Source organism: Lysobacter antibioticus (genome assembly GCF_000731095.1).
Classification (GTDB): Bacteria; Pseudomonadota; Gammaproteobacteria; order Xanthomonadales; family Xanthomonadaceae; genus Lysobacter; species Lysobacter antibioticus_B.
This window is the reverse complement of record NZ_JMTZ01000081.1, coordinates 1-19,429: the sequence shown is the minus strand read 5'-3', so window position 1 is coordinate 19,429 and position 19,429 is coordinate 1. Positions and strand designations below refer to the sequence as shown.

General features: G+C 68.0%; 16 protein-coding genes. 5 read left to right on the top strand and 11 right to left on the bottom strand.

Annotated features, from left to right (window positions below; all coding sequences use genetic code 11):
• Positions 1-72: 72 nt before the first annotated feature.
• From EX88_RS0119665 to cysG, 6 genes are all read right to left on the bottom strand, one after another.
• Positions 73-567, bottom strand: a complete 495-nt coding sequence (locus EX88_RS0119665; RefSeq protein ID WP_031373694.1) for an O-acetyl-ADP-ribose deacetylase — start codon at positions 565-567, stop codon at positions 73-75.
• 4 nt (positions 568-571) lie between these two features.
• Entirely contained in the window at positions 572-1,126 is a 555-nt protein-coding gene (locus EX88_RS0119660) for an RNA 2'-phosphotransferase (protein WP_031373693.1), read from the bottom strand.
• 70 nt (positions 1,127-1,196) lie between these two features.
• On the bottom strand, positions 1,197-1,922 hold the full coding sequence (murU, locus tag EX88_RS0119655) for an N-acetylmuramate alpha-1-phosphate uridylyltransferase MurU (protein WP_031373692.1): 726 nt from the start codon (positions 1,920-1,922) through the stop codon (positions 1,197-1,199).
• Complete coding sequence (locus tag EX88_RS0119650) at positions 1,919-2,950, bottom strand: aminoglycoside phosphotransferase family protein (protein WP_031373691.1); 1,032 nt, start codon at positions 2,948-2,950, stop codon at positions 1,919-1,921. Before EX88_RS0119650 ends, murU begins: the two co-directional genes overlap by 4 nt.
• Positions 2,951-3,368: 418 nt before the next feature.
• Positions 3,369-4,349 (bottom strand): cysteine synthase A, encoded by a 981-nt coding sequence (gene cysK, locus EX88_RS0119645; RefSeq protein WP_031373690.1) that lies wholly within the window; start codon positions 4,347-4,349, stop codon positions 3,369-3,371.
• Positions 4,350-4,386: 37 nt separating this feature from the next.
• Positions 4,387-5,847 carry a siroheme synthase CysG gene (gene cysG / locus EX88_RS0119640; protein ID WP_031373689.1) on the bottom strand — a complete coding sequence of 487 codons (1,461 nt, stop codon included), beginning with the start codon at positions 5,845-5,847 and terminating at the stop codon, positions 4,387-4,389.
• Between the two features lie 312 nt (positions 5,848-6,159).
• On the opposite strand from cysG, the gene EX88_RS0119635 reads away from it, so the two are divergent.
• Positions 6,160-7,143 (top strand): LysR family transcriptional regulator, encoded by a 984-nt coding sequence (locus tag EX88_RS0119635; protein WP_031373688.1) that lies wholly within the window; start codon positions 6,160-6,162, stop codon positions 7,141-7,143.
• A 239-nt stretch (positions 7,144-7,382) separates the two neighbouring features.
• Here EX88_RS0119635 and EX88_RS0119630 read toward each other — a convergent pair whose 3' ends face one another.
• The 3 genes from EX88_RS0119630 to EX88_RS0119620 all read right to left on the bottom strand — a co-directional run bounded on the left by EX88_RS0119630 (position 7,383) and on the right by EX88_RS0119620 (position 12,023).
• Complete coding sequence (locus tag EX88_RS0119630) at positions 7,383-8,135, bottom strand: phosphoadenylyl-sulfate reductase (RefSeq protein ID WP_031373687.1); 753 nt, start codon at positions 8,133-8,135, stop codon at positions 7,383-7,385.
• The gene (gene cysI, locus EX88_RS0119625) at positions 8,132-9,901 is read right to left on the bottom strand and encodes an assimilatory sulfite reductase (NADPH) hemoprotein subunit (RefSeq protein WP_031373686.1); all 1,770 of its coding nucleotides are present in this window, start codon (positions 9,899-9,901) and stop codon (positions 8,132-8,134) included. The genes EX88_RS0119630 and cysI overlap by 4 nt, the downstream gene beginning before the upstream one ends.
• 265 nt (positions 9,902-10,166) lie before the next feature.
• Positions 10,167-12,023 (bottom strand): assimilatory sulfite reductase (NADPH) flavoprotein subunit, encoded by a 1,857-nt coding sequence (locus EX88_RS0119620; RefSeq protein ID WP_031373685.1) that lies wholly within the window; start codon positions 12,021-12,023, stop codon positions 10,167-10,169.
• A 305-nt stretch (positions 12,024-12,328) separates the two neighbouring features.
• On the opposite strand from EX88_RS0119620, the gene cysD reads away from it, so the two are divergent.
• Both cysD and cysN read left to right on the top strand, forming a co-directional pair.
• On the top strand, positions 12,329-13,288 hold the full coding sequence (gene cysD, locus EX88_RS0119615) for a sulfate adenylyltransferase subunit CysD (protein WP_430536921.1): 960 nt from the start codon (positions 12,329-12,331) through the stop codon (positions 13,286-13,288).
• Positions 13,289-13,407: 119 nt separating this feature from the next.
• Entirely contained in the window at positions 13,408-15,312 is a 1,905-nt protein-coding gene (cysN, locus tag EX88_RS0119610) for a sulfate adenylyltransferase subunit CysN (protein WP_235186363.1), read from the top strand.
• A gap of 114 nt (positions 15,313-15,426) precedes the next feature.
• Here cysN and EX88_RS0119605 read toward each other — a convergent pair whose 3' ends face one another.
• Both EX88_RS0119605 and EX88_RS0119600 read right to left on the bottom strand, forming a co-directional pair.
• On the bottom strand, positions 15,427-15,672 hold the full coding sequence (locus EX88_RS0119605; protein ID WP_031373682.1) for a GlsB/YeaQ/YmgE family stress response membrane protein: 246 nt from the start codon (positions 15,670-15,672) through the stop codon (positions 15,427-15,429).
• Positions 15,673-16,068: 396 nt separating this feature from the next.
• Positions 16,069-17,577 (bottom strand): M20 family metallopeptidase, encoded by a 1,509-nt coding sequence (locus tag EX88_RS0119600; RefSeq protein ID WP_031373681.1) that lies wholly within the window; start codon positions 17,575-17,577, stop codon positions 16,069-16,071.
• A gap of 220 nt (positions 17,578-17,797) precedes the next feature.
• Between EX88_RS0119600 and EX88_RS0119595 the strand changes: the two genes are divergently transcribed.
• On the top strand, positions 17,798-18,136 hold the full coding sequence (locus tag EX88_RS0119595; RefSeq protein ID WP_036149553.1) for a ComEA family DNA-binding protein: 339 nt from the start codon (positions 17,798-17,800) through the stop codon (positions 18,134-18,136).
• Positions 18,137-18,613: 477 nt separating this feature from the next.
• Positions 18,614-19,237, top strand: a complete 624-nt coding sequence (locus tag EX88_RS0119590) for a HutD/Ves family protein (protein WP_031373679.1) — start codon at positions 18,614-18,616, stop codon at positions 19,235-19,237.
• The last annotated feature ends 192 nt before the right edge of the window (positions 19,238-19,429 follow it).

The following is a 19,429-nucleotide window of genomic DNA, read 5'->3' as shown; positions in this document are numbered from 1 at the left end:
AAAGCGCAAAGCAGAAAGCAGATCAAAATCACGGCAACGGCAACGGCAACGGCAACGGCATGCGCCGACGGCTCAACCCAACAACGCCTCGTACAACCCCCGATCCGCTGCGGAGAAACAACAAAACACCACTTCGCCGAGCGTCGCATCGGCATGCGCCCGCACCGTCTCGACCGCGACCCGAGCGGCCGCATCGGCGGGGTAACCGAAGATGCCGGTGCTGATGCAGGGAAAGGCGACGCTCGCTAACCCATGCCGCGCCGCCACCGCCAGCGCATTGCGATAACACGCGGCCAACAGCTCGGGCTCGCCGTGCTCGCCGCCGCGCCAGACCGGGCCGACGGTGTGGATGATGTGGCGCGCCGGCAATCGATAACCGCGGGTGAGCTTGGCTTCGCCGGTCTTACAGCCGCCCAGCAGGCGGCACTCGGCCACCAGCTCCGGGCCGGCCGCGCGGTGGATCGCGCCATCGACGCCGCCACCACCGAGCAAGGAAGAATTGGCGGCGTTGACGATCGCGTCGAGGCTCAGGGTGGTGATGTCGCCCTGGATCGCGCGCAGTAGCATCGGCTCAGCCTTCCGACGGCCAGTCGATGAATTCCGGCGCCACCGCGTCGGTCAGCCAGACGCCGTTTTCGGATTGAAAGAAACTCAGGCCGCGCGCGTGCATGTCGCCGGCGCGGACCGACAACACCAGGGCCTTGCCGTGACGGCTGCCGACCTTGATCGCGGTCTCGGCGTCGGAGGAAAGATGCACGTGCTGGCGGCTCTGCTTGACCAGGCCCAAGTTGCGGATCGACTTGGCGAAGCGGGTCGCGGTGCCGTGGTAGAGCGTGGCCGGCGGTTCCAGCGCGGTCAGCGCCAGGTCGACCTCGATCGAGTGGCCCTGGTTGGCGCGGATGCGGGCGCCGTCGGCGCTGATCGCGAAGCGCTGCTTGTCGTTGTCGCGCACGACTTGCTCGATCAGCGCGCGCGTGACCGGCTTGCCGCCGGCATTGGCCAGGCGGACCAGTTCGTCGAGGTCGGCCCAGCCGTTGTCGTCGAGGCTCAGGCCGATCGCTTCGGGTTCGTGGCGCAGCACCAGGCTGAGGAACTTGCTGGTCTTGGTGAGGTTTACGGCGGTCATGGGATTCCAGTTCGCAGGGGTGAGTGGCTGCGGTGGTTCAGGCCGCGCGATATCGATTCGTGTGTTGCGTTCAGCCGTGCGCCGCCGCGGTCAGCGCGGCGTCGAGTTGCTGCAGGCGCTCGGGCGTGCCGACGTCGGTCCAGCGGCCGCCATGGTGCGAGCCGCTCAAACGGCCGGCATCGGCGGCGGCGCGCAGCAGGGGCACGGTGCTGAAGCGCGGCGGTTGCAGTTGCGCGCCGGCGGCATCGCCGAGTCGCGCGCGCCAATCGTCGAACAGGGACGCACGATACAGGCCGATGCCCGAGTAGGTCAGGCGCGGTTCGCCGTGGTTGTGCAGGCGCCCGTCGTGGAGGCGGAAGTCGCCGTGAGGATGCTGCGGCGGATTGTCGACCAACAGCAGATGCGCATCGCCGTCGAAGTCGCGCGGCAGTGCGGCGAAGTCGTAGTCGATCCAGATGTCGCCGTTGGCGACCAGGAACGGCGCCTGCGGGTCGGCGTTTTCCTGCAGCAGTTGCAGCGCATGCAGCATGCCGCCGCCGGTTTCCAGCGGGGTTTCGCCTTCGTAGGAATAGCGCAAGCGTAGGCCCCAGCGCGCGCCGTCGCCGAGGATCTCGGGGAACTGCGGCGCGAGCCAGCTGGTGTTGACCACGACCTCATCGATGCCGAGCGTGGCGAATTTTTCCAGATGCCATTCGATCAGGCGCTTGCCGCCCACGCTCAACAAAGGCTTGGGCGTGTGCAGGGTCAGCGGGCGCATGCGCTCGCCGAGGCCGGCGGCGAAGATCAGCGCTTTCATGCCGGGTCGGCCGCAGCGGCCGCGGTCAGGGCCGGGCGCACGTAACGTTCGACGATGTCGGCGAGCGGCGCGATTTCCGGGTAACGCGACAGGACCACGTCGAGGTAACCGAGAAAACGCGGCGCGTCGGCCAGGTACTTCGGCTTGCCATCGCGATGGTGCAGGCGCGCGAACAGGCCGAGGATCTTGATGTGGCGCTGCAGGCCGGCGAAGTCGGCGTCGCGGCGGAAACGCGCGAGGTCCGGCAACGGAATGCCGGCGGCGGTGGCGCGCGCGTGATAGCGCGCGAGCCAGGCGTCGACGCGCGTCTCCGGCCAGCTCAGGAAGGCATCGCGGAACAGGCTGATCGGGTCGTAGGCGATCGGCCCGCGCAGCGCGCCCTGGAAATCGATCACCGCCACCCCGCCGGGCACCGGCATCAGGTTGCGCGGCATGAAGTCGCGGTGCACGAAGATCTGGGTCTGGGCGAGCACGTTGTCGAGAATGCGGCGATAGGCCAGGTCGAGTTTTTCCAGGTCGTCGCAGCTCAGCTCGATGCCGAGGTGGCGGCCGAGGAACCATTCGTCGAACAAACGCAGTTCGCGGGCGAGGAAAGCCTCGTCGTAAGGCGGCAGGTCGTCGGGGCAGGGCAGGGCCTGGATCTTCAGCAACTGGGTGAAGGCATCGTCGAACAGCGCGTCGGCGTTGCCGTCGTCGATCACTTGCAGATAGGTGTCGCGGCCGAGGTCTTCGAGCAGCAGGAAGCCGTGTTCGAGATCCTGGGCCCGCACGTCCGGCACGCGCACGCCGCCGGCGAGCAGGACCTCGCGCATGCGCAGCCAGGGGCGCGCGTCCTCGAGCTCGGGCGGCGAGTCCATGACGATGACGGTGGCTTGATCGGCGCTGGCTGCGATCGTGGCGCCGCGCCAGTAGCTGCGGAAACCGGCGTCGAACGAAGCGCGTACGAGTTCGAGGCGGTCGTCGCCGGTCGCGGCACGAGCCCATTCCAGGCGGGCGAGGTCGCGATCGGTAGGGTGGGACTGGGTCATGCCTGCTCCGCGCGGCGGGTGCCGCAAGCGCACAGGGTAAACGTCCGCGGTCCGGGGGTGAATCCGTGCGGTCTTCCATTACCGGCAGGAGAAGCGTCGGCCCGGCAGCTTTAACCCCTCTCCCGCCGGTGGCCACCGCAGCAACTGCAACGCTGAGAGGGGGGCGAAGGCTCAAGACTCCTCGCCACGCCATCGGACAAAAAGATGTAGGGCGAAGCCCACGCCGCCGTCTTCCGGATGCAGTCGCCACCGCTGCCTCCGGCGTCTCGCCGTCGTGAGCCCCGCCCTACGGGTGCCCGGTTACCGCTGATGCTGGTTACTGAATAGAAGCGCGGGGCGGGGCCGGCGCGAAAGCCGATCCCGACGCGGCGGCACGTGCGCGCCAGAGGGCCGCGCTCGGCTCCGCCCCGCCTGTTGCTCAAGCCGCGACCGACTCCTCCCGATCCAGGGAAGCCAGCCACTCGTCGTCGGAGCCTTCGGCCACGCCTTCGAACAAGAAGGTCGACAGATAACGCTCGCCGGTGTCCGGCAGCATCGCCAGCAGCACCGAACCTTCCGGCGCCTGTTCGGCGACCTGCAGGGCGGCGGCGACGGTCGCGCCGGCGGAGATGCCGACGAACACGCCTTCCTCGGCAGCCAGGCGGCGCGCGGTGTCGCGCGCGACGACGTCGTCGACCGGACGGATTTCGTCGGCGATGCCGCGATCGAGTACGCCCGGTACGAAGTCCGGGGTCCAGCCCTGGATCTTGTGCGGCTGCCAGGCGTTGCCGCTCAACAGCGAAGCGCCGGCGGGTTCGGAAGTGACGATCTTCAGCTCGGGGCGCGCCAGCTTCAGCACCTGGCCGGCGCCGCTGAGCGTGCCGCCGGTGCCCCAGCCGGTGACGAAATAGTCGAGCCGCTTGCCGGCGAAGTCGCGCAGGATTTCCGGACCGGTGGTGTTGCGGTGATAGGCCGGGTTGGCCGGGTTGTCGAACTGGCGGGCGAGGAACCAGCCGTGTTTCTCGGCCAGCTCGGCGGCCTTGCGGACCATGCCGGTGCCGCGTTCGGCGGCCGGGGTCAGGATGACTTTCGCGCCGTAAGCGCGCATCAACTTGCGGCGCTCGATCGAGAAGGTTTCGGTCATCACCGCCACGAACGGATAGCCGCGGGCGGCGGCGACCATCGCCAGGGCGATGCCGGTGTTGCCCGAGGTCGCTTCGACGATGGTCTGGCCCGGCTTCAACGCACCGCTGCGCTCGGCGTCGAGCACGATCGCCAGGGCCAGACGGTCCTTGACCGAACCACCGGGATTGAAGGATTCGACCTTCGCGTACAGCGTCACGTGTTTCGGCGCGATGCGGTGCAGTTTGACGATCGGCGTGTTGCCGATGGTGTCGAGGATGTTGTCGTACAGGGGCATGAGTGAGTTCCCGTGGCGTGGGTGCGAATGAGGGGCGTCAGGCGGCTACGGCGTAGGTTTCGGCCGGCGCCAGCGCTTGCGTCAGCGGCGCTTCTCCGAACCAGTGCAGACGCTCGGCCAGCGCCGCGACTTCGCCGACGATCAGCAAGGCTGGCGACTGCACGCGATGCGCTTGCGCACGTTCGGCCAGTTCGGCCAGCGTGCCGGTGACCACGCGCTGTTCCGGGCGCGAGCCGTTTTCGATCAGGGCGAACGGCGTGCTGGCGGCGCGACCGTGTTCGATCAGTTTGTCGCGCAGCACGTCGAGCCCGGACACGCCCATGTAGACCGCGAGTGTCTGCTTTTCCTGGGCGAGCGCGCGCCAGTCGAGGCCGTCGTTGGCGTCCTTCAGATGAGCGGTGACCAGGCGCAGCGATTGCGCATGCTCGCGATGGGTCAACGGAATGCCGGCGTAGGCGCCGCAAGCCAGCGCGGCGGTGATGCCGGGCACGACTTCGAAGGCGATGCCGTGGTCGCGCAGCACTTCGAGTTCTTCGCCGCCGCGCCCGAACACGAACGGGTCGCCGCCCTTGAGCCGCACCACGCGCTTGCCGGCGCGGGCGTGTTCGAGCATGAGGGCGTGGATGCGTTCCTGGGTGCTGTGATGATTGGCCGGCGACACGGTGCCGGCGAGCGGCTTGCCGACGTCGATCAGCTCGGCGTCGCGGCGCGCCAGTTGCAGCACCTGCGGGCTGACCAGGCGGTCGTGCAGGATCACGTCGGCCTCGTTGAGCACGCGCAGGCCGCGCAGGGTCAGCAGGCCCGGATCGCCGGGGCCGGCACCGACCAGCGCGACCGATCCGACTTGCGCGGCGGCTGCGTCGGATTCGACCAGCGCGGCGCCGAAGGCGCGTTGCGCTTCTTCGCCGCGGCCCTGGCGCAGCAGCGAGGGAATCGGGCCCGACAGCACGCGGTCGAAGAAGCGACGGCGCGCACCGAGCTCGGGATAGTGCTTGCGGATGCGCTCGCGTTCGCGCGACAACAACTGCGCGAGTGCGCCGAGCGATTCGTCGAGTTGGGTTTCCAGGGTTTCGCGCAGATGGCGCGACAGCATCGGCACGCCGCCGCCGCTGGAGATCGCGATCTGCACCGGGCCGCGGACCACGCGCGCCGGGACGTGGAAGCTCGAGGCCTCGACATCGTCGACGACGTTGACCCAGACCCGGCGCGCCTCGCCGGCTTCGGCGACGGCGCGGTTGACCGCGGCATCGTCGGTCGCGGCGATCGCCAACCAGGTCTCGTCCAGCCACTGGACCACGAAGGTCCCCGGCAGGTGCTCGATGCGGCCCTCGGCGACCCAAGCCGCCAAGGCCGGGACCAGTTCGGGCGCGCCGACCCGGACCCGGGCGCCGGCATCGAGCAGCGCACCCGCCTTGCGCAGCGCCACCGTCCCGCCACCGACCACGAGCACGGTGCGTCCGCGCAGGTCGGCAAACAATGGGAACAGAGGGCTGGTCATGGCGGCGGGGCGGCAATCCGGGGACGATGGGACGACCCTACGGCGCCCGGAGCGGGGCCGGAAATGACGTCGCCGCCTTTGCACATGCCGTCACGGCATGAGCCCCGTGAAGGCTGCCCAGGGGGCTGGACAAGGCGACCATACGCCGAATACGCTATAAATCGTTATATCCGAATAGAGCGATAAAGACGTGGAAGCGATCCGCAAACGAATGTCCCGGCCGCACGACCCGGTCCGCCACGGCGCGGGCTGTTGCCATCGTCTGCGCCGACATTCCGCCGCCGATCTCCCTCTTTTACGGATAGCCACGCCATGACCCTGACCCAACTCCGCTACCTGGTCGCCATCGCCGATTCGGGCCTCAACATCACCCTGGCCGCCGAGCGCGTCCACGCGACCCAGCCGGGTTTGTCCAAGCAGCTCAAGCAGCTCGAAGACGAACTGGGTTTTTTGTTGTTCGTGCGCAAGGGCCGCAGCCTGGAAGCGATCGCGCCGGCCGGCGAGCGCGTGCTCGAACACGCGCGCCGCATTCTCGAAGAAGCCAGCAACATCCGCGCCTACGCCGCCAACGAGCGCGGCCAGCACGCCGGCCGTCTGGTGCTGTCGACCACGCACACGCAGGCGCGTTACGTGCTGCCGCCGGTGATCGCCCAGGTCAAACGCGATTTCCCCCAGGTCAGCGTGCATTTGCAGGCGGCCGCCGACGGCGAAGTGCTGTCGCACCTGTCGCACGGCAACGCCGACCTGGCGGTGATCAGCACTGCAGGCGCCGCGCCCGAGGGCGGACTCACCGTACCGTTGTTCCGTTGGCGCCGGGTGGTGCTGGTGCCGCGCACGCATGCGCTGGCCAAGCTCGATCGCGCGCCGACGTTGGCCGAACTGGCCGCGCACCCGCTGATCAGCTACGAATCCTCGACCCGCCCGGAATCCTCGCTGCGCCGCGCCTTCACCGCAGGCGGCCAGGAGCCGCAGCTGGCGATGACCGCGCGCGACGCCGATCTGATCAAGACCTATGTGCGCGCGGGTCTAGGCGTCGGCGTGTTGGCCGAGATGGCGGTGACCTCGCGCGACGACGACCTGAAGGCGCTGATCGCGCCGGACGCGTTTCCCGAGTGCATCACCTGGGCGGTGATTCCGCGTGCGCGCGTGCTGCGCGACTACGCGCTGGAGCTGTTGCACGGCCTGGCCCCGCAGATCGACCGCCGCGACCTGCGCCGCGTGCTCGAAGGCAACCTGGAACCGCAGTGGCCGAAGGCCCCAACCTGGACCGAGCTGACCCAGCCGATCAGTTCGTAAGCGATCTGCGAGTTGTTGCCGGGCTTCGGCGGGCGTGTCGCTGTGGGTGAAGAGCAAATCCTCCTCGGTCCCCCTTTTCCAAAGGGGGAAGTCCGTTAGGACGTTGCGCGGGTGTGAGAGGCAGCCCGGATATCAACGAGCCTCGACAGAATCTCCCGTAAGCATTCCCCCCTTTGAAAAAGGGGGGCAGGGGGGATTTGCTTTCCGTTACGCTCGCCGCGCAACCCGACCTGCAGCCATCAAGCCGCCTGGTTCTCCGCCACCGGCTCGCTGTCGAAATGCAGGCCGCATTCGCGCTTTAGCCCGAAGAAACGGGTGTCTTCATCGCGCATGCCCGGCTCGAGCCGGCGCGTGGTGTGGATGTCGCCGATCGACACATAGCCGTCGTGCCACAGCGGGTGATACGGCAGGTCGTGGGTATGCAGGTACTGCCAGATGTCGCGGTCGCTCCAGTCGGCCAGCGGATGCAATTTCCAGCGTCCGTCGCGCAACTGCAGGAACTCGATGTTGGCGCGGCTGCCCGACTGGCTGCGGCGCAGGCCGGCGATCCAGGTGCGCACGCCGAGGTCGTTGAGCGCGCGCTGCATCGGCTCGACCTTGCGCAGGCGGTTGTAGCGTTCGATGCCGTCCAGGCCCTGTTCCCACAAGCGGCCGAAGCGCGCTTCCATCCAGGCCACGCCGATCTGCGGGCGATAGACCTTGAGATTGAGCTGGAGCCGCTCGCCGAGTTCGTCGATGAAGCGGTAGGTCTCCGGGAACAGATAGCCGGTGTCGACCACGATCACCGGGATCTGCGGCGCCTGCCGGGTCACCATGTGCAGGGACACCGCCGACTGGGCGCCGAAGCTCGACGATAGCGCGTGCTCGCCGGCGGTGTTTTCCAGGGCCCAGGCGACGCGTTGCTCGGCGCTTTGCGTCGCCAGCCAGGCGTTGAGTTCGGCCAGCGCGCGCGGCGATTCGGCGGCGGTGACGGGATCGGTCGGAGCGCTCATGCGTAGGCCTCTGCAACCAGTGCGATCGGTATACCGGTGGGGGTGGGATAAGGGATCGAGACGACCTGGTTGCGCACCAGGTAGTCGCCGAAACCTTCGTCGTCGTTGCGTCCGCTCGCATAGGCGGCGAACAGCGGGTCGAGCGCGGCGAGGATCTCCGGCTCGGCGATGTTTTCGCGGTACAGGGTGTTCAGGCGCTGGCCGCGGTGATCGGCGCCGAGCATCAGGTTGTAGCGGCCCGGCGCCTTGCCGACCAGGGCGATCTCGCCGAGGTAGGGGCGCGAGCAACCGTTCGGGCAGCCGCTGATGCGCAGGTTGATCGATGCATCCGGGATCGAGTGCTTCACCAGCAAGGCTTCGACGTGGCCGAGGAAATCCGGCAGGTAACGCTCGGCTTCGGCCATGGCCAGGCCGCAGGTCGGCAGCGACACGCAGGCCAGGGCGTTGCGGCGCAGCGGGCTGGCCTGGCGATAGGCGTCGAGACCGTGCTGAGCGACCAGCGCGTCGACCTGCGCGCGCAGCGCCGACGGCACGCCGGCGATCACCAGGTTCTGGTTCGGGGTCATGCGGAACTCGGCGCCGTCGTGGCCGCTGAGCAACTGCGCGACCGCGCGCAGGCCGCTGAGGTGGGTCAGCTCGGGGCCGTGGCCGTCGAGCGCGCCGTCGACGATGCGCCCGGCCGGCAGGCGCAGGGTCAGGTGAGCGCGCGCGTCGCCACTGCTGCTGGCTTCGCTGTCAACCCAGCCGAAGCGGTCGCCGTTGTGACGGAAGGCGAACGGCCGTGCCGGGAGGAGAGGGAACCCGGCACGGCGTTCGACTTCCGCTTTGAACCAGGCGAGCCCGCGGTCGTCGATGGTGTACTTGAGACGGGCACGCTTGCGCACGGCGCGGTTGCCGAAATCGCGTTGTGCGGTGACCACGGCTTCGCCGACTGCGATGACCTGGTCGGGCGTCACGAAGCCGATTACGTCGGCGACGCGCGGATAGGTTTCGGCATCGCCGTGGGTCGCGCCCATGCCGCCGCCGACGGTGACGTTGTAACCGAGCAGTTCGTCGGCGCCGGCGGCGTTCTTGGCGAGGATCGCGATATAGCCCAGGTCCTGGGCGAACACGTCGACGTCGTTGTAGGGCGGAATGGCGAAGCCGATCTTGAACTTGCGCGGCAGATAGACGTTGCCGTAGATCGGCTCGTCCTCGCTGCCGCTGCCGTCGACGCGTTCTTCGTCGAGCCAGATCTCGTAATAGGCGCGGGTGTTCGGCAGCAAGTGCTCGGACAGCGCCGCGGCCTGCTTGAACACCTGCGCATGCGAGGCCGAGACCTGCGGGTTGGCGGCGACGGCGACGTTGCGGTTGACGTCGCCGCAGGCGGCCAGGGTGTCGATCAAGGCGGCGTTGATCGACTGCATGGTCGCCTTCAGCTCGGTCTTGATCACGCCATGGAACTGGAAGGCCTGGCGCGTGGTGACGCGCAAGCCGCGTTCGGCATAAGTCGTCGCGATGGCGTCGAGCTTGAGCCATTGCTCCGGGGTGACTACGCCGCCCGGCGTGCGGGTGCGGATCATGAAGCTGTAGGCCGGCTCCAGGCGCGCGAGGCGGCGCTCTTCGCGCACGTCGCGGTCGTCCTGCTGGTAGCTGCCGTGGTACTTGATCAGGGTCTGGTCGTCGTCGCGCAGGGCGCCGGTGACCGGATCGGCCAGGCTTTCCAGCAGGCTGCCGCGCAGGCGCGCGCTGGAGCGCTTGATGTCTTCGACCGAATGCGCGCTCATGCCGGCGCTCCGGCGGTCGCAGCGAAACGCAGCGCATGGGCACCCAGCGGATGCAGCCCGAATGGAGCGCGGCCCGGGCCCGGCGACGCACTCTTGTCGGCGCGCGCTACCGGGGCGGCGTGGTTTCCTCGTTCCATCCGGGCCGCCGGGGCAAGCAGCGATCCCTCGATCTCAGATCCGTCGAGCGCAGTAGACACGAAGCCGGATGCGTCGGCCTGCGACGCGCGACCCGGTTCGATGAAATGGCGGTGGCGAAACAAATACATCAGTAAACGTCCCGGGCGTAGCGGCCCTGTCGCTGCAGTTCGTTGAGATAGTCTTCGGCGCCTTCCTCGTCCTTGCCGCCGTGCTTGGCGATCGCTGCCAGCAGTGCCGCGTGCACGTCCTTCGCCATGCGCGAGGCGTCGCCGCAGACGTACAGATGCGCGCCGCCTTCGAGCCAGTCGTACAGATCGCGGCCCTGTTCGCCGAGGCGGTGCTGGACGTAGACCTTCTGCGCCTGGTCGCGCGAGAACGCCAGGTCGAGCTTGTGCAGTTGGCCGGCCTTCAACGCGGCCTGCCATTCGACTTGGTAGAGGAAGTCGGTGCGGAAGTGCGGATTGCCGAACAGCAGCCAGTTGCGGCCGCTGGCGCCGTCGGCGACGCGTTCCTGGACGAAGCCGCGGAACGGCGCGACGCCGGTGCCCGGGCCGATCATGATCACGTCGCGACTGCCGTCGGTGGGCACGCGGAAGCGTTCGTTGTGTTCGATGAACACCGGCAGGCGCTCGCCTTCGTCGGCGCTGGCGAGCAGGTGCGAGGCCGCGCCCCAGCGGGTGCCGCCGGCGCTCTGGTACTCGACATGGGCGACGGTGAGGTGGGCTTCGTCGCCGACCAGCTTTTGGCTGGAAGCGATCGAGTACATGCGCGGGGTGAGCGGACGCAGCGCGGCGACCAGTTCCTCGGCCGACCACTGGCCGTCGTAGCGCTGCAGCAGATCGATGACCTGGCTGTTGGCGAGCAGTTCGGCGAACTGGGCGGCCTGGTCGGGGGCGAGCAGGCGGTTGAGTTCGTCGCTGCGCGCATGCGCGGCATGGCTGGCGATGAACGGACGCGCCAGCTTGGTCAGTTCGCGCTTCTCGCTGAGCCACTGCCGCAACGGCAGCGACTGGCCGCCGTGCTCGACGCCGGCGTTGCCGTCGAGCTCAAGCGTGCTCAGCACCGCCTCGACCAGGGCCGGCGGGTTGCGCGGCCAGATGCCGAGCGAGTCGCCGGGCTGATAATGCAGGCCCGAGCCTTCCAGCGAGATTTCGATGTGGCGGATGTCCTTGTCCGGCACCACCCGGTCGGAACCGCGCGCGATCAGGCGCCGATTGCTCAGCAGCTCGGCGGCGAACGGCGCATCGCGATGGAAGGCCGGCGCGGTCGCGAGGGGGCGCAGCGGCGTGACCGTGGCCAGATGCGTGGCGGCCGGCTTCAGCGCTTCCTTGGCCTGGCTTAGCGCTTGCTGCAGCCACGGCGTGGAGACGGTTTCGAAATCCAGGTCGGCGTCGCCGCGGGCGAACAAGCGGGTCGCACCGAGTTCGCCGAGGCGTGCGTCGACTTTCTGGCCGATCGAGCAGAAATCCGGGTAGCTGGAATCGCCGAGGCCGAGCACGGCGAAGCTGAGCCCCTTGAGTTCGGGCGCGCGCTTACCGGCGATGAAATCGATCAGACCGCGCGAGTCGTCCGGCGGATCGCCGTCGCCCTGGGTGCTGATGACCACATAGAGCAGGCGTTCGTTCTTGAGTTCGCGGGTCGGGTAGGCGTCGGCGCGCAGCAGGCGCACGCTGAGACCGGCGGCCTCGGCTTGGCCGGCGAGCTGTTCGGCCAGGCGCTTGGCGTTGCCGGTCTGGCTGCCGTAGACGATGCTCAGACGCTCGCTGGCGCGGGCCTCCGGCGCGGCGACCGCGGGGGTCGCGGCCGGAATCGCGAGAGTGGCGACGTTGCCGGCGCCGGCGCGGGCCAGGCCGGCGGCATAGCCCGACAGCCACCACAGGCTGTTGTGGTCCAGGCCTTCGGTGAGGCGGACGAGCGAATCGAGCCGGTCCGCGGGCAGCGGAGTGGCCAGCGAGGGCGGAGCGGACAGGGCTGGAGCGGACAGGGCGGCGGCGGGCACGGCGGTCGGCTTCTGACTTCGGGAGACTGCAGGCTACGAGCGGCTCCCGGGCCGCGGAAAGGATGCTCGGTAATGCGCTCATGCCCGGCGCTTATTTCCTCCCCGAAACCGGGGGAATTCTAATGGCCGCAAGCTCAGCCGCCGGTCCGGCTAGGCTTGGACGGTCCGAAACCCCTGGTCCGTCCGCCCCGACACCCCCTTCCGGCGGGGCGCCGCGGCCGGAAACCCGGGTGGCGAATATCGTCCAGTCCGCCCTTTTCGATACCTGCCGCCTTGATGAGTCCCTCCGAATGAGTGCGTCACCCGACCTGAGCCCGCCGCTGTCCGCTCCGCCGCCGCCGTTGTCCGCGCGGGCGTTGAGTCATCTGGACCGGCTCGAGGCCGAAAGCATCCACATCCTGCGCGAGGTGGCCTCGGAGTTCCGCAACCCGGTGATGCTGTACTCGGTCGGCAAGGACAGCTCAGTGCTGCTGCACCTGTTGCTCAAGGCCTTCTACCCGGCGCGCCCGCCGATTCCGTTGCTGCACGTCGACACCGGCTGGAAGTTCGGCGAGATGATCGCCTTCCGCGATCGCCGCGCCAGCGAGACCGGCGTCGACCTGCGCGTGCACATCAACCCCGACGGCCTGGCCCAGGGCATCGGCCCGGTCAGCCACGGTGCCAGCGTGCATACCGATGTGATGAAGACCCAGGGCCTCAAGCAGGCGCTGGACTGGAACAAGTTCGACGCCGCGATCGGCGGCGCGCGCCGCGACGAAGAGAAGTCGCGCGCCAAGGAACGGATCTTCTCGTTCCGCAATCCGCAGCACCGCTGGGACCCGAAGAACCAGCGCCCGGAGCTGTGGTCGCTGTTCAACACCCGCATCCATGCCGGCGAGAGCGTGCGCGTATTCCCGATCTCGAACTGGACCGAGCTCGACGTCTGGCTGTACATCTATCGCGAGAAGATCCCGGTGCCGTCGTTGTATTTCGCCGCCGAACGCCCGGTGGTGGAACGCGACGGCAGCCTGATCCTGGTCGACGACGAGCGCCTGCCGCTGCGCGACGGCGAAGTGCCGCAGACCCGCAAGGTGCGCTTCCGCACGCTCGGCTGCTACCCGCTGACCGGTGCGATCGAGTCCGAGGCCGACACGCTCGAAGCGATCATCGCCGAGATGCTGGTCGCGACCACCTCAGAGCGCCAGGGGCGGGTGATCGACCACGACCCCTCCGCTTCGATGGAACGCAAGAAACAAGAGGGCTACTTCTGATGAAGCCGGGATTCGCGAATCGGGAGTCTGGATTGGAGCAGGCTGAGGTGGAGCAGGCTGGATTGGAGCAGGCGGAGCGTGGCGACGTGGAAGCGTTGGCGGCAGTGAGTAGCAGCGTGGTGGCTTTTGCGAGTCCCGAGTCCCGAGCCCCGAGTCCCGCCGACGCCAGCATCGCCGGCTACCTGCAGCAGCACGAGCATAAGAGCCTGCTGCGCTTCATCACCTGCGGCAGTGTCGACGACGGCAAGAGCACCCTGATCGGGCGCCTGCTGCACGACACCCGCTTGCTGTTCGACGACCAACTGGCCGCGCTCGATGCCGACAGCCGCCGCCACGGCACCCAGAACGGCGAGATCGATTTCGCCCTGCTGGTCGACGGGCTGGCCGCCGAGCGCGAGCAAGGCATCACCATCGACGTCGCCTACCGTTTCTTCGGCACCGAGAAGCGCAAGTTCATCGTCGCTGACTGCCCGGGCCACGAGCAGTACACCCGCAACATGGCGACCGGCGCCTCGACCGCCGCATTGGCGGTGGTACTGGTCGATGCGCGCAAGGGCCTGCTGACGCAGACGCGCCGGCACAGCTATATCGTGTCTTTGCTCGGCATCCGCCACGTGCTGCTAGCGGTCAACAAGATGGACCTGGTCGACTTCGACCAGGCCGTGTTCGAGCGCATCGCCGGTGAATACCGCGAGCTCGCCGCCCAGCTCGGCATCGAACACGTCACCGCCGTGCCCTTGTCGGCCTTGCACGGCCACAACCTCACCGAACGCTCGGCGCAGACGCCGTGGTACCACGGCCCGAGCGTGCTCGAACATCTGGAATCGGTCGACACCGACCGCAGCGCGGCCGAACTTGGCTTCCGCCTGCCGGTGCAATGGGTCAACCGCCCCAACCAGGATTTCCGCGGTTTCGCCGGCACCATTGCCGCCGGCACGGTGCGGCCCGGCGACGAAGTCGTCGCCTTGCCGTCGGGCCGCCGCTCGCAGGTGCAGCGCATCGTCACCGCCGACGGCGATCTCAAGGTCGCCGGTGCCGGACAGGCGGTCACCCTGACCCTCGCCGACGAACTCGACATCAGCCGCGGCGACGTCATCGCCAACGCCGCGCAGCCTGCGCAGGTGGCCGACCAGTTCGCCGTGCATCTGCTGTGGATGGACACCCAGCCGCTGCTGCCGGGCCGCTCGTACTGGCTGAAGATCGGCGCGCGCACGGTCAGCGCCAGCATCACCGAGATCAAGCACAAGGTCGACGTCAACAGCCAGGCCCAGCTCGCGGCCAAGCACCTCGAACTCAACGAGGTCGCCTACTGCAATCTGAGCCTCGATCAGCCGATCGCATTCGAGGCCTATCTCGACAACCGCGAACTCGGCAGCTTCATCCTGATCGACCGCCAGAGCCACGCCACCGTCGCCGCCGGCACCGTGGATTTCGCCCTGCGCCGCGCCGGCAACATCCATTGGCAGCCGGTCGACATCGACAAGGCCGCACGTGCGCGCAGCAAGCACCAGAAGCCGCGTTGCGTGTGGTTCACCGGTTTGTCGGGTTCGGGCAAGTCGACCATCGCCAACCTGGTCGACAAGCAACTGCATGCGCTCGGCCACCACAGCTTCGTGCTCGACGGAGACAACGTGCGGCATGGCCTCAACAAGGACCTCGGCTTCACCGACGAAGACCGGGTCGAGAACATCCGCCGCGTCGCCGAAGTCGCCAAGCTGATGACCGACGCCGGCCTGATCGTGCTGGTGAGCTTCATCTCTCCGTTCCGCGCCGAACGCCGGCTCGCGCGCGAGTTGTTCGAGGACGGCGAATTCGTCGAAGTCTTCGTCGACACCCCGCTCGCCGAGGCCGAGCGCCGCGACGTCAAGGGCCTGTACGCGAAGGCCCGCGCCGGCAAGATCCCGAACTTCACCGGCATCGATTCGCCGTACGAAGCGCCGGAGGCGGCGGAGCTGCAGTTGGATACCCTCGAACACGATGCCCAGGCCTTGGCGCAGCGGGTGATCGATTACCTGCGCGATTGAGCGTCTGCGACGCGGCTGTCCGGCGCAGCGCAGGCTGCCTCCATGTCCGAAACGAAACACCCCGGCCTGAGCCGGGGTGTTCTGTTTTCAGCGAAGCGCAATGCCGCGGACGCCTCAGGGTTTGGAGGTCTTGCTTCGGATCATCTCGTACAGGAACAGCAGCACGATGGCGCAGATGACCGAGACGATCAGACCGATCAGCCCGCCGCCGGCATAGAGCAGGCTGCCGATGTAGGCGCCGGCGATGCCGAGCAGGATGGTGAGTATCCAGCCCATCGGATCGGCGCCGGGCTTGAAGAAGCGCGCGAGGACGCCGATGACCGCGCCGATGATGATCGTGTAAAAGATGCCGCCTAGCATGGGCTTGCCCTCCTGGGGATGGTGGGTGACGCGGCTGGAGCATGTGGCCGTCAATGTCGCCGCGGCGTGAGGGCGGGGCGGGGTGTCGGGGTGGTGGGTGGCGCGGCGTCGCCCAGAACCCAGTCGTGGATCGCGCCGCTCCTACCCACAAGCCGGCGCAAGCAAAGGGTAGGAGCGGCGCAAGCCGCGACCACGGGACGCGCACAAAACGCCGGTCCGACGTCATCGACCGAAGCGGACGAACATCCACCGCATGAGTCAACGAACTCTCACCGTAGTTGGTCGGACATGGCATCAGGCCGTCGCATCTGCGCGACTCGCACCGAAGCGACTCATCCCCAAACAGAAAACGGGCCCGAAGGCCCGTTTCCTTTCACCATTGGCTAGCCGAAAAAATCAGCAGCAGCCGTGATCTCCATGCCGATCGCCGCTGTCGGCCACCGCGGCCACGCCGGTGGTCTCGCCGCGCTGGCTCGCCAGGTGATGCTCGGCGACCACGCGGGCGACGCAGGCGGTCACCCGCTTGCCCATCGGGATGTGCAGGAACTCGTTCGGGCCGTGCGCGTTGGAATGCGGGCCGAGCACGCCGGTGATCATGAACTGCGCGCCCGGGAATTTCTCGCCGAGCATGCCCATGAACGGAATCGAGCCGCCTTCGCCCATGTACATCGCCGGCTGGCCGAAGAATTCGCGGCTCGATGCGTCGATCGCGTTCGACAGCCACGACGACATCGCCGGGGCGTTCCAACCGCTCGACGACTTCTCCAGTTCCAGGGTCACCTGGGCGCCGTTCGGCGGATCGCGCAGCAGCACTTCCTTGAGCAACTCGCCGGCGCGCTTACCGTCGAGGGTCGGCGGCAAACGCAGCGACAGCTTCACCGAGGTGTGCGGGCGCAGCACGTTGCCGGCCGAGGCCAGCGCCGGCATGCCGTCGACGCCGGTGACCGACAAGGCCGGGCGCCAGGTGCGGTTGAGCACCAACTCGGCCAGGTCGTCTGGCGCGTTCTCCTTGAACATCGGTTGCATGCCGGGCAACAGCGGGAACTTGTCGTAGACCGCGGTGCCGAGCACCTTGGCGGCCTGGCGCGCCTGCTCCAGGCGCTCGGGCGGCACGTCGACGTACAGGCCTTCGATCAGGATCTTGCCGTTACTCTCGTCTTCCAGGCGCGACAGCAGCTGGCGCAGCAGGCGGAAGCTCGACGGCACCACGCCGGAGGCGTCGCCCGAATGCACGCCTTCGCTGAGCACCTTGACGGTGAAGTTGCCGCCGGCCAGGCCGCGCAGCGAAGTCGTGCACCACAACTGATCGTAGTTGCCGCAACCCGAGTCCAGGCAGACCACCAACGAGGGCTTGCCGATGCGGTCGGCCAGGTGATCGACGTAGGCGGGCAGGTCGTAGCTGCCGGACTCTTCGCAGGCCTCGATCAGGATCACGCAGCGCGCGTGCGGCTGCTGTTGTTCCTGCAGGGCCAGGATCGCCGCCAGCGAGCCGAAGATGGCGTAGCCGTCGTCGGCGCCGCCGCGGCCGTAGAGCTTGTCGCCCTTGATCACCGGCTTCCACGGGCCCAGGTCGTCGTCCCAGCCGGTCATCTCCGGCTGCTTGTCGAGGTGGCCGTAGAGCAGCACGCAATCCTCGTCGCTGCCGCCGTGGGCCGCCGGAATATCGATGAAGATCAACGGCGTACGGCCTTCCAGGCGCACCACCTCGACCTGCATGCCCGGGATCGACTGGGCGCGGGCCCAGGTCTCCATGAGCTTGACGGCATCGTCCATGTAGCCGTGCTGGACCCAGTCGGCGTCGAACATCGGCGACTTGTTGGGGATGCGGATGTATTCGACCAGTTGCGGGACGATTTCGTCGTCCCACTTCTCGCTGACGTAGCGATCGACCTTGCTGGCGTCCATTGACGGACCTCTGGAGCGGGGAAGGGGGGCATTTTACGCCTCCCGGGCCGTGTAGGACTTTTCCTACCCTGCGCTGCGGCATCCCCCGGCTTCGCACAGGCGTCTGCGGCGATAACCTGTGCCGGTCGAGACATGGAGACTGTCTCCACCGGCGGACACAAGGACTCAAGGACGTAAGGCCGCCGGCCAGGAACGGAATCCACTCTCAGGAGCTTTAACCATGAAATCGTTTGCCCTCATCGCAAAGTCGCTGGTCCTGTCGCTGATGCTCGCCGGCAGTGCCTTCGCCTCGGAAAAGGTCAATATCAACAGCGCCGACGCGGCCACGTTGGACCGCGTACTGCTCAACATCGGGGCCTCCAAGGCCGAAGCCATCGTCGCTTACCGCAAGGCCAACGGGGCCTTCCGCAGCGTCGAGCAGCTGGCCCTGGTCAAGGGAATCGGTCTGAAGACGGTCGAAAAGAATCGCGAACGCATCGTGGTCGGCGGCGCCGCTCAGGTCCGCCCGACCAACACCGCCGGAGCCATCGCGGCCCCGCGCGCTGCCAGCAAGCGCTGAACAAGTCTGCCGATGCCGTAAGGACGCGGGGTCGGCAGCTAATCGGGCAAGGAAGCCCGAAAGGATTCGGGGGGAGGTCCCTGGACACGGAAGTACGTTGCCCCGCCCCAGAGGGATCTGCGGCGGGGCACACCCTTGTTCGGGATTCGGGATTCGGGATTCGGGAGTCGGGAAGGGCTTCGGGCTTCGGATTTTCGGGGTAGGAGCGGCGTCCTACTGGATTTCCTTCGGTCACAAGCCGCGACCGCCATCTCCCGGCCCGCTTGATCCAGCCTGCAACCCGCGCCAGCCCCCTGTAGGAGCGGCGTAAGCCGCGACCCGACCCGGGCCATAACACCCTGGCTACCGCTTCCCCCCGACGCCTTCCGGCCCTTGGCCGCGCGATCATGGTTCGATCGCTTTATCCCGGCTTTATCCCGCTTGGGCCAACCCGGCCCAACCACTAGACTGCGCCTTCGTTCAGCCGCAGCCACGCCCATGCCCGACCGCCTGACCTGGTCCATCCCCGCCAACGAATACCGCCGCGAACGCTGGCGCAACCAGTTCGGCTGGACCCGCGAGATCGTGCGCATGAGCCGCCAGAACGAGGCCGGGCTCGATCGCCCGATCCCCGGCGAGGACTGGGATTGGCGCCTGTCGATCGCCGAGATCGAGCGCGATGCGCCGTTCTCGGCGTTCCCGGGGATCGACCGCGAACTGGTCCTGCTCAGCGGCAACGGCCTGCGCCTGCGTTTCGACGACGGCGAGGTCCACGAACTGCTGCCGCCGCACGACAAGCTGCGTTTCGCCGGCGAACGCGCGGTGCAGGGCGAACTGCTCGACGGCCTGACCCACGACTTCAACCTGATGTGGCGCCGCGACCGGGTCCGTGCCGAGCTGTGGCACCGCCCGCTGGTCGGGCCGATGGTGATCTTCGCCGAACCGGGCCAGACCTGGGCGGTGCATCTGCTGGCTGGCCAAGCGCGGTTCGCCGACGACTCCGGCCTGCCGCCGCTGGAAGCCGGCGACACCGCGATCCTTGCCGCCGGCAGCGAACGCCTGCGCAACGTGCTCGAAGGCGGTGGCGAGGTGCTGTTGGTGCGGGTGGCCCCGCTCGACTGAATCCGCACAGGACGGTCTGCACCTCACGCCGGGAGCCGCTACCTCCTCAATAGCGGTCATCCCCCAAGAGCCGTTACCCCCAACAGCCGTCATCCCCAAGCCGTCATCCCCGCGTAGGCGGGGATCCAGAGATCTGGGCGTATTCCCCCGATCCGTTACGCCCTTGTTCGGCTGAGTCGGCCTGGGTGTATG

Coding starts and splice junctions, on each gene's coding strand:
- cysG (WP_031373689.1), bottom strand. CDS start 5,847: ATGACCAGCCCTCTGTTCCCATTGTTTGCCGACCTGCGCGGACGCACC.
- EX88_RS0119590 (WP_031373679.1), top strand. CDS start 18,614: ATGCCCGACCGCCTGACCTGGTCCATCCCCGCCAACGAATACCGCCGC.
- EX88_RS0119665 (WP_031373694.1), bottom strand. CDS start 567: ATGCTACTGCGCGCGATCCAGGGCGACATCACCACCCTGAGCCTCGAC.
- cysD (WP_430536921.1), top strand. CDS start 12,329: ATGAGTGCGTCACCCGACCTGAGCCCGCCGCTGTCCGCTCCGCCGCCG.
- EX88_RS0119650 (WP_031373691.1), bottom strand. CDS start 2,950: ATGACCCAGTCCCACCCTACCGATCGCGACCTCGCCCGCCTGGAATGG.
- EX88_RS0119635 (WP_031373688.1), top strand. CDS start 6,160: ATGACCCTGACCCAACTCCGCTACCTGGTCGCCATCGCCGATTCGGGC.
- cysK (WP_031373690.1), bottom strand. CDS start 4,349: ATGCCCCTGTACGACAACATCCTCGACACCATCGGCAACACGCCGATC.
- murU (WP_031373692.1), bottom strand. CDS start 1,922: ATGAAAGCGCTGATCTTCGCCGCCGGCCTCGGCGAGCGCATGCGCCCG.
- cysI (WP_031373686.1), bottom strand. CDS start 9,901: ATGAGCGCGCATTCGGTCGAAGACATCAAGCGCTCCAGCGCGCGCCTG.
- EX88_RS0119630 (WP_031373687.1), bottom strand. CDS start 8,135: ATGAGCGCTCCGACCGATCCCGTCACCGCCGCCGAATCGCCGCGCGCG.
- EX88_RS0119660 (WP_031373693.1), bottom strand. CDS start 1,126: ATGACCGCCGTAAACCTCACCAAGACCAGCAAGTTCCTCAGCCTGGTG.
- EX88_RS0119595 (WP_036149553.1), top strand. CDS start 17,798: ATGAAATCGTTTGCCCTCATCGCAAAGTCGCTGGTCCTGTCGCTGATG.
- EX88_RS0119600 (WP_031373681.1), bottom strand. CDS start 17,577: ATGGACGCCAGCAAGGTCGATCGCTACGTCAGCGAGAAGTGGGACGAC.
- EX88_RS0119605 (WP_031373682.1), bottom strand. CDS start 15,672: ATGCTAGGCGGCATCTTTTACACGATCATCATCGGCGCGGTCATCGGC.